7 protein-coding genes are annotated in these 13,904 nt (G+C 36.8%); 2 read left to right on the forward strand and 5 right to left on the reverse strand.

Going from position 1 to position 13,904, the window contains the following annotated elements; translation table 11 throughout:
• The first annotated feature begins 259 nt into the window (after window positions 1-259).
• Entirely contained in the window at window positions 260-442 is a 183-nt protein-coding gene (locus AAGD44_RS07095) for a palindromic element RPE1 domain-containing protein (protein ID WP_341763970.1), read from the forward strand.
• A gap of 302 nt (window positions 443-744) precedes the next feature.
• Here the strand turns inward: AAGD44_RS07095 and AAGD44_RS07100 are convergent, their stop codons facing one another.
• A complete protein-coding gene (locus tag AAGD44_RS07100) occupies window positions 745-3,441 on the reverse strand; it encodes an autotransporter outer membrane beta-barrel domain-containing protein (protein ID WP_341763971.1) in 2,697 nt (898 codons plus the stop codon).
• Between the two features lie 1,230 nt (window positions 3,442-4,671).
• Here AAGD44_RS07100 and AAGD44_RS07105 point away from each other — a divergent pair.
• A complete protein-coding gene (locus AAGD44_RS07105) occupies window positions 4,672-8,238 on the forward strand; it encodes a hypothetical protein (protein WP_341763972.1) in 3,567 nt (1,188 codons plus the stop codon).
• On the opposite strand, the gene AAGD44_RS07110 is transcribed toward AAGD44_RS07105, so the two are convergent.
• The 4 genes from AAGD44_RS07110 to AAGD44_RS07125 form a co-directional block, all read right to left on the reverse strand.
• Window positions 8,218-10,449 carry a cytochrome c-type biogenesis CcmF C-terminal domain-containing protein gene (locus AAGD44_RS07110; RefSeq protein ID WP_341763973.1) on the reverse strand — a complete coding sequence of 744 codons (2,232 nt, stop codon included), beginning with the start codon at window positions 10,447-10,449 and terminating at the stop codon, window positions 8,218-8,220. The genes AAGD44_RS07105 and AAGD44_RS07110 overlap by 21 nt on opposite strands.
• Window positions 10,439-11,710, reverse strand: coding sequence for an HlyC/CorC family transporter (locus AAGD44_RS07115; protein ID WP_341763974.1), 1,272 nt, complete (start codon window positions 11,708-11,710; stop codon window positions 10,439-10,441). Before AAGD44_RS07115 ends, AAGD44_RS07110 begins: the two co-directional genes overlap by 11 nt.
• 355 nt (window positions 11,711-12,065) lie before the next feature.
• Complete coding sequence (locus AAGD44_RS07120; protein ID WP_341763975.1) at window positions 12,066-12,374, reverse strand: hypothetical protein; 309 nt, start codon at window positions 12,372-12,374, stop codon at window positions 12,066-12,068.
• 292 nt (window positions 12,375-12,666) lie between these two features.
• On the reverse strand, window positions 12,667-13,491 hold the full coding sequence (locus AAGD44_RS07125; protein ID WP_341763976.1) for a hypothetical protein: 825 nt from the start codon (window positions 13,489-13,491) through the stop codon (window positions 12,667-12,669).
• Between the last annotated feature and the right edge of the window lie 413 nt (window positions 13,492-13,904).

Raw genomic sequence — 13,904 nt, forward strand, 5'->3', positions numbered from 1 at the left:
CTATATCTCTAGCTTCTGTGACGGTTTCTATGTAATGAGTAGATTTATAGGCATTTTTGCTCACAGAACCTAGGATGAGATAAAATTATAATCATAGATATCAAGGTGTACTATAAGTTTTTTAAAACCTTTTAAATTTTTTTATTTATTGCTAGGGATGGAAGTATAGCTAAAGTGATTGACGCATTAGGCTGCTTTGGCAGCTTGTATTGAGCAAGAATTTTAAGAAGATGCTTCGCTCTAAACTGCAATAGACCTCTTGCATAACCTAAAGATAATTGAAGAATTTTTAGGAGAAACGAAGTCGAGTACCGCAGCGTACATAGACGTACGTGAGGAACAGAGAGGAGTTTCGACGACAAAATTACCAATTAGATTAGGTTATGCAAGAGGTCTAATGTATAGCTTATATCATTATGATACATATACTGCTCGTATCTGAAGAGTTGGTAGACGATAGAATCAACTTCAAGAAGAGCGAGGAGTGGCAAAGTTGAGCAGCGCAGCGTACTATAAAGTACGTGAGCAGCCTCGATCTTTAGGGCACAACGACGCCAATTCTTGAAGTTCCTAGAGTATACACGATAGTATGCCAAGAGCAGAGTAATGCATGCTTGAAGTACTCTGTAATCACCTTAATGGCCTATGCTATACGAGCGTATATCTTGTGCACGTTGTGGGGGAAAATCTTCATTTGACGCCAATTTTTGAGAATAAAAAAGGGTATTTAATAGATAACAGAACTTAAAAATTTACTTTAAATTTCATTATTCCGTGATGACTATAATAACGTTTATATAAATGATAATGATATTCTAAAGAAATTTGAAGATTTTTTATATGAGTAACAAGACTCGCTCCAACATTGTAGGTTGTTTTAGGAGGTTTCGATAGAATATAATTTTGTATCGGATAAAAATTTCCTACACTTATAGTTCTCGTTATTTGCTGAGCTTTAGGGTTGAAATTATATTCTATTCCCCCTTGCAAAATTAATCCCAAACTAATTGAGTCAGTAATTTTCTTTAATGGTAAAGAGAGCTTAGTGCCTATAATACCCGTCAGCATATTACGTGATTTAGAATTATGTAATAAATTAGGTAGGTTATTATGCATGTCATAAAGAGAAAAACCATACCTTAAGCCAATATTTGGTGCAAGGATTAAATTATACTTAGTAGGATATTGATAATTCAATAAAGCTTCTAGGCTATAATTAGTGACTCGGTATTTTTCAGTAAGATGGTATTGAGTGTTATTCAATAAATAGGGAGTAATATTGTTAACGTCACTACGTGACACTAATGCTAGGCCCTGTACAGTAAAGTTAGAATATAAATTTTTCTGGCCATAAATAGAGAATACATGACTTGTTGCTATTCCTCTATCCTTAACTTGATTAGTTTTACATTTAAATATGGAATGTATGTTGCTATATGCTATACCTATCAGATTATTGTTAATTTCGGCGTCAAAGCCAATATTTCCACCACGATTATGGCCAGTGTAACCAGCAGCATTATCTACTAATCTTTGTTTAATAAATCCATATAATCCACTTATCCATATTCCTCTTTGGATATTATCATTCTCCTCACCCGCCGAAAGAATTGTTTTAATAGGAAAAACAGAGACCCCAGTAAAGCGGTTATTAATAAAAAATCTGATAATATTCACAATGTCTGTAAAATAATAATTTGGTATTATTTTAGGAGGAGGTGGACCGCCCCCGTCCCCTGGCCCTATAGTAGCTGGTGATGGAGCTCCCGCTCCTGACGCTCCTGTAGGTAAAGGTGGCGGAGATGCAGGCCATTCTTGCGGAGGTGTTGGCTCCCCACCTCCTGGCACTGGAAGAGGAGCAGGTGGAGCGTCGTCTCCTGAAGGGGCTAGAGGTAAAGGCGGTCGTGGCGCTGGCCCTTCTTGAGGAGGCGGCAGGTGCTCATCTTCTAATGTTGTAGGAGAAGTTGGCGGAGTGCCACCTGCTGATATTTCTTGAGATAAAGGCGGCGTGGGAGTGGTCCTTTCTTGAAAGAGCGGAATAATTTCTGCTCCAGATCTTTCTTCTCCTAAGTTTTCTCGGCCTGGGGGTACCAGATCTGCTTGCTCTGAAGATGCTTCGGGTATTCTTGGCGCTTCTTTTTCTATTATTAGCGTGGTAGGATGTGAAATCCCTCCCCCTGCGCCTAGTAGCGGCATTTGGCCAATAGGATCATCAGACAAATTTCTCTTAGCTCTCTTGCCGGGCGGCTCTCTACCTTCTAATTCCAATGGTGATATTACATTCGGGGTACCTTCAAGTATTCTTGCCTCCCTTTCAGGAAAATTGCTATCTAACCCTTGAATTTGAAGCGGCGGTGAAAATGACTCATCCCAATCTATAGGGATAGGTGAATTTTCTTTGGATGAGTTATCCTGATCTGGATCTATCTCGTCTTGATACCCTGAATCGTTCATAATAGTGGAGTTGTCATGAGAGGAGGTAGAACTATTTCGTCTTGAGCCATGATGACTTTCAATAGGTAAGGAGCGCTCTATGGAGAAAATGTCTCTATCTTGAGAGGAGTGAGGTGTACTAGAAGGGCGTTCTATTAACAGTGTAGGCGCGGCTTCTAAGAATTCGCCAAACCCTTGATCCTCATCTGCTGCCTTTTTTTGAGGGATATCTTTACTATTTTGACTGGCTGGGCTTACTAAATCTAGATTATTAGGAGACAAAATGGGAGCAATAGTTACGGGTTCTTTCCTGCCAGAGAGAGATTTGACCATATTCGGTTTTACAACTTCTTCTGTGCCCTTGTTAACAGGTACATGACTATAATCCCCTGCGGGAGTTCGTTCTAAGCCAGGTAAAGATGTAGACCTTTTTAGGGGAACTTGCAGCGCTCCGTCGTACGAATTATCCCAATCTGGTGAAGGTAGTGAAGTAGTGGGAGTTGAATCCCAATCCCACTCTTGTAGGTCGTCAGGCCAAGTATTAATACGCAAATCCTGCTGGTTATCCTCCTGATCTTTATCCCATAACTCTATTTCTTTATTACATTCCTCTATTTCTTTCTCAACTAGTTTTGAGCCTTTATCAATCTCACTCTGTAGTAGCTCTATTTCTTTTGTCGCATTTTCTGAGGCAATATCTTGGATGCTACTTTCTTGACGTGTTGATTCCGCATTTTTTATGAGTTCTGTTGTGAGTGTTGTTGAGTGAGTATCCAAGGAGGGCGGCGGCGGGCGGGTCTCATCAGGCTCGAAGCTGTATTTCCGGCCAAAAGAAGTAACCTTAGGCGACGTGGAAGCCGGGGGAACAGATATAGTGCTTGAAGAAGGTAAGCCATCGTCCTCCTTCCCAGCTTTTGCTGGATATGTTATTATAGTTGCTAAACCAATACTTACACAAATTAATAGGGCGTATTTAAAAAAAGTAAGTATTGTGAGCATATGGCTCATAAACTTCTCATATTAGTTAGTAATAGTTTAAACTCATTTTCAAATCCAACTCGAGGGATCACTCGAGTATAAGTCAGCAAGGAACATAGTACATTGATAAAAATTTGCGCTTAAGCTGCTCCGCGCCGCTTAATCCCTTGAACTCCTATTACTTTTTGAAGATAACCTGGTATACTCTTCACCTTTCAAGAGTTGTTTTTTCATTTTATCAAAGTTTCGCGTGCTCACGTACTGTTGTACGCTCCGTGCGCTCGCCATTCGCAATAAAATCCAATTCTTGAAGTACGAGCAGTATATATGAAAAGGACTTAATAACTTCTTATCAGTATTATGCTTATTGATGGTTGAATTTTCTTACCTCTTGCCTTAATATCATCTCTATATTTCAATGTGTAATTCATATAGTAACCTTTAACTTATACTTGACAATAATTTCTTTGTCAATCTACCTGAGTAAAAATACTGCCACCATATTAGTACTTATAGTTAATACAGTTGCTAAGTGTTACTATTTTGTTATCACCAAGAATTAGAAATTCTTCGATTCTTTTCTACTATTTGCAATAGAAGCTAAATTGTTATATAAACAGAAGGTAACTTGACGTTTATTTGTGTTATTTCGCATTTAACCCCCAATTTATACCGGGTTATAGTCAATTCAGGAGAATTTGGTGTTAGGAGTGATGGTAGAGCCTATATATAATAGGTAAGCATTGAGTGACGATGTCACCAACTTCTCATCAATTGACTATAGTGATTAAACTCAATGAATAAGGTATACTCGAAGGGATGTATACTCTTTTGTTCTTCAAAGTTGGCTACGAAAATGTTATAATTTTGTTCCTAATATACCAATGTACGCTGCAGGGGAGACGTATAGCCAAAGTGATTTAGCTGGTGACACTTGAATTTGCAAGATTCGGTTGTGCTCACGTATTCTCTATAACGATACGCTGCGCAACCTTCCCTTTAAATTCAAGTGTCACCAGCTAAATCACTTTGGCTATATTGCATGGTGTAATTCTTCAAATCATTTGAGTATACTGCTCGTACTTCAAGAATTGGATTGTATTTTAAATGGCGAGCGTGCGCAGCGTACATGCCAGTACGTGAGCCCATGATAAAATAAAAAAACAATTTGTGAAAGAAGAGTAGTATATAACAATTTAATATTGAATTTAGGGCTCTACAGCTTAGTGAAATTTTTTAAAATAAAATAAATAGAGAGAGATGCCAACAGTCGATATAGATATATTAGGGGAAATAGTGGAAATATGTGCTTTAGAGGATAGCTTAAAAAAGCATAAACTAATAGGAGAGGCGCAAGAATTAACCCCAGCCCTTCTGAATCTATCTGTTGAATTGCAAAAAGCAATTTTACCTGATGAAAAAATTGAAATAGTTAAAAAACAACTAACGAACATCACAGATATTATAGATCAAACTATTGGAATAAGATATCAATTTTCTGGCAAATTGGACGTTTTAGAACGAGCAAAAATTAGTTTGGAATTAGAAGAAATAAAACCAGCGGCTGTGATAGTAGATCCAGAGATTTCAACCCGCAAAATAGCAAGCTATGATAGGAAAATTGGGGAAATTGAAGCAGAGATAAATTTATGCCAAGATTCGATTGGGGATTGTGAAAATATACTTTTCAATAGCCAACAAGGCCAGGTCTTATTAGAAAGGGACCTTGATAGTAAGAAAACTCAGCTAGCAAAAGCAGAAAAGGATTTAGAAGCATCATATCAACTTAATTACTACGAATTAGCAAACCTAAATTCTAAGCATGATGAAGCGTTATTTTTTCTGCAACAGGAAGCAAAAAGTAAATTTGTTGCGGCATTAGAGCATAATAAGGAAGTGATACAAGAGAAGTTAAGGAAGTTGGAGGAGGAGCAAGATGGTTTTGAGAAATTATTAGAAAAACAACGTCAAGAGCATATGATCCTACAACAGATACAAAATGGAGCGAAACGTCTTAGCGAGGATCTGCAGTTAAAGTTAGATCAAGCTGGCGGAATAATGGAGGCATTAAATGTTTATGATGAGCAGATTAATAATTTGCAATATACTATGGAAGAATTAGATAAGAAAATTGGGGATGTTACGTTAGAAGAGTTAGAAGTTACCAAAAATTTAGATAATATTGATTCTATAGTAGAGAATAATTATTTATCTGATCCAGAAATAGAGGCGCAATGGCAAGCAAAGAAACAGGAATTAGAGAGAATAAGAAACAGGATAATAGTAGAGAGAGACGCAGAAATGCAAGAAGCTAAGAATGCTATCTGGGAGCAGCAAAAGGGAATACCAACAATTCAACAGAAAATTTGTAATAATGAGGCAGATATTAAGGAAGGTGAATTAAATTTAGAACATTTTAGGGAAAAATTAAGAGAATTAGAGAAGGAAAAACAAGAGGTTTTGCAGAAAAAAGCATTATTAAAGGAGCAGCTCAAAGAGGAAAAGGAAGCAAATAGGGCATTAGATACATCTGATGACAGTAATCTTTCCCTTACAGCGTTAAATAAAGAGATATATAAGCTGCGCGATAATATTGAGCATATTGAAGAAATGGTGTGCAAGCAGGGTGCTTTGCTACAGCGACTAGAGGGACTATTAGATAAATTAAGTTTATCTAAAAGAGAGATGGAAACTGACGAACAAAATCCCTATATGACCCCATCCATATCAAGAAGCAGTCCATTAGAGGAGGAAGTGTCTTTAAAAGAACTGGCCGAAGCCAAAGCTGCTATATTTAACGTAGAGAATAATAATAGTAAGACAGAGACTCTCAGGGATATTATAGCAGCCGATGAAGGATTTGAAAGTGATATAGGGGGGAAAGAAGGAACGCGAAAGCAAGATACTCTATTACTTGATGGAAACTTTAGTAGTGATGAACAGGAAGAAGATATAGGGGCTCAGGATATAGATGAGCAAGATATAGAGGAGCAGAAGAGAGACGAGCAGAATATAGACGAACAGGAGAGAGATGAAAGTGACTATTTATCAGACCTCTTGCGCAATGCTACTTCTGCTGGGAATTTATATGACGAATCTATAGTCAATTCAGGAGAATTTGGTGCTAGGAGCGATGGAGCGACGCTATATAATAGGCAAGCATTGAGTGACGATGTCACCAACTTCTCATCAATTGACTATAGCCTCAAATCCTCGCCTACACTGGAGTATCCCGCAGTTTGGTCCTCCAAGTCTCCTGCAAATTACCAGCTCGATGCGAGCTATGAAAGAGGTCTAATGAATAGCACTTTAGTAGCAGAAGAAGCTACAGATCAGAATCTAGGGGAGGAGGTACTTATCTTAAGCGATAGAGCTACTCCTGTAGATGATGCTAAAACGTACGAAGATGCTGAGCCCCCGCCTAAATTGTTAGTAGGTGAGGAAGATTACGATCCAAGAGCAGTCATAATACCTGATGAAGGATTTGAAAGTGATATAGGAGGGAAAGAAGGAATACGAAAGCAAGATACTCTGTTACTGGATGATCACCTTAGCAGTAATGATGAACAGGAAGAGAATATAGACGAGCAGAGTATAGATGAGCAGAGTATAGATGAGCAGAGTATAGATGAGCAGAGTATAGATGAGCAGAGTATAGATGAGCAGAGTATAGATGAGCAGAGTATAGATGAGCAGAGTATAGATGAGCAGAATATAGATGAGCAGAATATAGATGAGCAGAATATAGATGAGCAGAATATAGATGAAAGTGATGATTTAAGGGATAGCACTTTAATAGCAGAAGAAGCTGCAGATCAGGATCTAGGGGATGAGGTGGGAGCAATAAATAGCCCTAGTAGCCTTGAGCAATATCCAAATATTGTAAAGGAAGAAGTAGTGGGGGTAAAAGATAATACTGCTCAGATAGTTCATTCTGTAGCAATAGCGCCAGCAGAAGAATTAACGGTAGAAGTAGAGCCTAAAGTAGAGGTGGATCTAGTAGCAATAGAACCTACTCTTCCCGAGGTAGTATACTCGGATGATTCTATGCATCGGAGCGTACAACCCGAGATGAGTACAGGAAGGAGTAAGAGAATAAAGAGAGACCTGAATGCTCCAGAGTTTTATGAAGACAATTCTGCAAATCATGAAAATCTAGCGTCCAATATTGCGATGGATATAATAGTGGTACCTACAAATGAGCCTGTAAATCTAGTGAGGGAAGGGGCAGAACCGGTACCCTTCAAGCGATCTCCTTCCTCTTTAGTTGCGGCTAGAGACTTGGCATCAGAGCGCACGCCTGTCAGCGCAGAAACCACATCCCCTCCTCTATCTCAATATAGGGCACAAATAAATCCTCCAAGCAAGATGGTGACTTTATATTACTCTGCTACTAAAATAGATGAAATTACAAATAGGGGAGAAAGCTCAAATAGCTTAGGAGTAGTTAATGGTTTACTTAAAATAATGGCTCCCAACCGCGATAATGAGGCAAATGGGAGTGTTACTAAAACAAATCTTCGGGCTCCCGAAGATAAAATTCCAATGTCTAAAATTAATCCGCCAATTTTTGCTAATAATCATCTCAATGAAAATGGGGCTATTAGTAATAAGCAATTAAACGGTAACCAAATTATACAAAATAATATGGCCACCCCTTTAATTAATAATACTTTCCCGTTAGGGGGGCAAGTAGACTTCTTATTGCCAATACTACCTTTTATTTTTATGCAAACTCATAAAGATAAATGGATTAATAGAATGAATAGGAGAAAACACAAAAATATAATTTTAACTACACGCCACTCAATTTCCATTTCTGGCTAGATTCTGTGAACAGGTGATTTTGTTGAATAGACTGATTAAAAATCCTCCTGCTATAATTATGACAGATAACCACAAAAAGCCCATCAAAGGCTTATAGTATATTTTTGCATGAATTGTTTCCTCATCAATTTTATTTAAAACTGCATATAGATCGTAGGTTAAATATGAATATATATTACTTTCTTGAGATAATTGCTGTTCTATTATATAGAACCTATTTTCAGGCTTTAATATAGTAAGATGATTTTGCTTATCCTGGAGCCAGAATTCTGCAATTTGACGATAGTAGTTTTGGGTAGCTGAATATCTGATACTTTTAAGGGTAGCTTTGAAATCTTCTGTAGTGATATTATCCCCAACTTTCCCTATAAAATTTAATTCGCTTTGTAATAATGCGTTTAGGGTAATAGATAAAGCCAGCAGCCCAAAGCCAAAATGCCCTAATATCATAGAAGGGTTCATTACTTTGTTATTATTGAACATTCTCTCTACGCAAGAGCTTGCCGATTCTAACATTAGAAAAAGAGAAAATAGGATGATAGTTCCTGAAATAAAACTGCATGAAATTTTTTGGGAAGTAAGGATAGTTATAATTAATGAGCTTACGAATAATAACAGGCTTTTTTTATTAGACCTCTTTCCAAACTCTACTCCTACTGGTAATTTTGTCGTTGACACTTGTCTCCGCTCCTCAGCTGCGTCTATGTACGCAGCTCGACTCGACTTCGCTTCTGAAAATTCTGAAGGCTGTGGCTTAGGCAGAAAATCTATTTTAGTAGTTGAAGCTATTTTAGTAGTTGAGGCAATAGCTGCTAGTAAAATTGTGGGAATAATAAAGATGATAAAGTTATTAATAAAAAAACTTTCTCCTATACTAATGGATTGATTATATAAGATAGAGTAAGCTACCGGATAGATAGTAGCATATAATAAAATGCTCAGAGCTATTAAAAAACAACTACCCCCTATTATCATAAGTTTTTCAAGAATAGGGGTGGGGGCGAGCAGAGGGGGGATAGGAATATTCTTATTTTTTATAATCAATATTAAGCTTGATAGAGCAATAATAGTAAATATCACTAACATATATATTGCTCGCTCTTGCGATAAGGCAAAAGAATGAATTGAGGTGATTAGACCTGAGCGTACTAAAAAAGTACTAAATATGGCAATTAAAAAGGTAATAATGGATAGGTAGATGGTCCAATTAAACATTCGTCCAGATTGAAGGGTTACTTTAGATGAATGATATAATACAATGCCTGATAACCAGGGGAGTAGAGAGATATTTTCTACGGGATCAAAAAACCAAAATCCCCCCCATCCTAGCTCCCGGTAAGCCCACCATGAGCCTAAAGCTATTCCTAAAGTCAAAAATAATATCCCTAAATTTGCGAATAGTTTAATGATTTTTAAATGAGGTAAAACAGTAGGAGAGAGAAGCAAAATAATACAGGCCGAGCTAAAAGGGGCAACATAACTAACATACCCTAAATATAATATAGGAGGGTGGATTAGTAGCGCGATGTCCTGAAGCATAGGGTTTAAGCCTAGGCCTTGGGGGGGGTGAAAAGATAGGCTATTAAATGGATTGGAGGTAAAATAAATGAAAAGCCCAAACATTAGCTGTATTAATGAGAGAATAATTATGGATATGCTGATTTCATCGCCCCTCTTTATCCCTTTGGTAAAATTGAGAAGGAAAATATAAATTACACTAATGACCTGCAACAGGCATAACCATAGCAGAATAGACCCTTCATGGCTTGCCCAACTGGCAGCAATTTTAAATATTAAGGGTTTTAAAGTACTGGAGTTGAGAAAAACATTTTGAATAGAAAAGTCTGATATGATAAAGCCATAGACTAATGCGGCAAATCCTAACAACCCAAATAACGCACTGCAATAAAAAAAGGCAATGGTTAAATTTTTATTATTAAATGCACTAGACCTCTTCGGACACTTTACTTCTGCTGGTAATTTGTACGTCGAATCTAGGCTCGAATCCTCACGTACATTTAAGTACGCTGCGGTTCGGGGCGAAGAGTCTCCTTCAAATCCCCTACCAGAAGCGAGTTTCGAAAGAAGTCTACTATTTACAATCTTTAAGTATCGTTCTTGAAAGTAAATATCACATAATGCCATAGTAATGGCTAGGGCACTGAACATTATTGCAGATATTTGGCAGAACTGGCCAATATTACTGATCATTTGCAACTTCTATAGGAGGGAGCACAGTTACTTTAACGCTATTAATTCTATTACCTACTTTTTTACTGACTACTATATCTAAATTAAATATTTTAAGAGACTCCCCTTGATTTGGGATACGTTTAAGAGTATGAATAATCACCCCTGCTATTGTAGTAGCATTTTCATCTGATATATTCCAATTTAATTCTCTATTAACATCTCGGATAGTAGCAGATCCATCAATTATAAATTCTGTTTCTGATAATTTCATGATTATATTAATAGGGTAATCATGTTCATCAATAATCGGCCCCACAATTTCCTCTAAAATATCTTCTAAAGTAATAATACCTTGTAAATCCCCATATTCGTCAACTACGCAAGCAAAATGATTTTTCTTTTCGCGGAAAGCATTAAGTTGATGGGTTACTAATGCGTTGTCAGGTATAAACCAGGGCATGTTGATTAAGGTAGTAATATTAATTTTTGTTGTATCATTATTATGTTCATATAGCACTCTAAAAAGATCACGGGTATGTAACACGCCAATTATATTATCTTGGCTGTCTTGCCATAAAGGTATTCTAGTATGAGGGCAAGATAGGGCCCGCTTTACTATTTCATCTTTAGGTAAGTCTATATTGATCGCTACTATATTACTTCTATGAATCATAATTTCTGAGACGGTCATTTGCCTAATGTCTAATATCCCACCTAACATATCGCGGTCCGCTTTATAAACATTCCCTTCCTGGTGGTAATGTTCAATCACTCCCCGGACTTCTTCAGCTCCTGAGATCTTTTGATGTAAATTAATGCGAAAAATAAAACAAAATAATTGAATTATAGTGGTAAAAGCCGAATTAATTGGCTTAAATAACTTAAGCATCGATAGGATAATAGGCGAGGCAACTAAAGCTAATTGTTCTGCTTTGGCTACGGCAATAGCTTTGGGAATGACTTCCCCAAAAATTATGATCACAAACGCCATAACCGCGGTGGCAACGACGGTTCCGCTATCTCCTAGCCAATCTATAAACATGCTGGTGGCAATTGTGGTGCAAATAGTGTTACTAAGAGTATTGATTATTAATAAGGTACCGATTACTTTTTCTTTATTTTTCAGTACTTCTAAAGCTCCTATAGAATGTTTAATGTTTTTTAGCTTAAGTTTTTGTATTTTGCCAGGAGAAGATGCAGTAATAGCCGTTTCGGTGGCAGAAAGAATAGCAGACCATCCTATCATTATAGTGACAATGATTATTAAAAAAATCGCCATTTATCCTTTGATCTAATTGTTTGATATAAGTTGATTATATGAGTGACTATCAAATTTCTCTACTACTTTTTTTGGAAATGATGGGATATTTTGATATAATATTGGAGCTGCGGTTTATATTAAAATTTATAGCCGCCCCTGTAGCGGCAGGTAGCCTAATTGCTCAGAGCAAAAGTTTGGGATTTAAACTTATCCCAAACTTAGATATCGATATGCTATGGCTGTACTTATAATGGTAAAGCATTTTTAAGGTGCAGGGTGAACTATGTACTTATATATTGTGTTTGTTTAAGTGCCCTTGTCTCAAGTAATTAAAGAACATACTTATCACAATAGGCAAAGTATAAGTATATGTTTAATTAAGGTCACTACTAGACTGATTACCTCCATGGCCTATTAACTCAGCAGAATGATTTTGATATTGACTCTCTGCGGGGTTATCTGAGTTTTCCATTCGGGTTGTATATATATTATATGTCTCACTCTCAATATCAGAAATCCGATCTTTGAATCGCTTTTCCACATCCTCTATTTTTTGTCCTAAAGTTTCCATCTTTAAAGCTATGGTTTCTAGGTTATTTGTTAAATAGTCCTGCAGCTTTTGGGTATGCCGGTCTATGGTAGTAGAGATAAAAGAATTATTCGGTTTTATATTTGTTATCATATCCTACCTATTTTTTGTTAATTAATCAGTTAACTTTTTGCTAATAAAAACCGCTTTTTTCACTATCGATTGTATTAATCTAAAATAAAAAGATGGTTTTTGCTTAACTGTAGATTAAGATATTAACTATTAGTTAATATCTTAATCTAGTTTAATATAATATGATAATTAAAAAGGTCAACTGCTTTATGAAAAAAAATTAATATAATAGATTATAATTGTTAATTTTTATTTCTAATCCTTGTTTACGTGAAGGGGGCTGATTCAGAAAATCTATTATGCCAGTTCCTGATCAATGTATTACAACCCAGCCTTCCGCAATACCGTTGGAGTCTTCTCCTATCCCATTCACATATTCTCCGCTCTCAGCCACATAGCTTGAGGCAAAAATATCCATGCTTACATTCTCCTCCTCTCGCGTAATGATGTCATACTCTTCTGAGTGCCGATCAGCATCAAGTGGGGAAATGCTCTCTATACTTTCCTCGGGAGTAGAAGAAGCGGGGACGATTGCTAAGTTGTGGTTGTAGTCTGGGTTTTCTGTATTATCCTCTTCCACTGTATTAGAAAGGGATAGTAGTTTCAAGGAAGCGAGCGCACAATTCATAGCACTTAAATCCCACTCCTGCATCTCAACCTGCATAACTCCTTCCTTCACGACAGAAGAGAGGAAGAATTTTTCTATTATATTTTTAGGATCTGTATTAGATGGCTCCCTAAAACGTAGTACGTTGTAGGCAGCATAGACAAATAAGCCCATACTGTCTCTATCTCCCCCGATAGAGACAGTGACTACATTTTCGGAATCACGGTCAGCACCAGCGTCACTGCCTTCGCTATCATTCTTACTATCAGCATCAGATTGTGTAGGGGTTAGCCACCCTTGTACCGCAGATACTACTTTTGGCCAGACATAATCCACAAGCTTCGATAACAGCACTCCTAGTGCTATATATGGAATTTGTGCACCCCATGAGTTCTCATGTTCTTTATAATAATTTGGGAATTCATCTTCCTCTCCTCTCTGAACATCATAATAATTGCTTAAAGCAACATTTGTTAGAGCTGTATCACATTGGCCATCTAGGCGCTCATATAGTACAATTTCATTTTTCATATCTTTCCTATTTGTTGTTAATTAATGGGTTAATTCTTTCCTAGTCCCAGCTACAGTTTTTCTTTATATAGTTCTGAACTTAGAAAATTGCAGCTTGCTAGTAGGTTTTGTGAAGGTTTCTATCTAATGGTTGATTTCGTCGTTATTTTCGTGCTCGAATCCTCACATACACTCTAGTACGCTTGCGGTTCTGTGAGCAAAAATGCCTATAAATCTCATTACATAGAAGCCTTCACAAACCCTAGCAAGGATCGATTAAGATTATTAATATAATAGTTAAAATATTAAATTATATTAATCTACTGTAAGGTATAGATAATAAAAAAAATAAATCAAGTATTTTTAACGCCATGTTCGACTTTTTTTTAAGATTGACAAAAGAATAGGATAGCCTAATAAGGTCATAGTTCAAT

This window comes from Candidatus Tisiphia endosymbiont of Beris chalybata, from assembly GCF_964026555.1.
Taxonomy (GTDB): Bacteria; Pseudomonadota; Alphaproteobacteria; order Rickettsiales; family Rickettsiaceae; genus Tisiphia.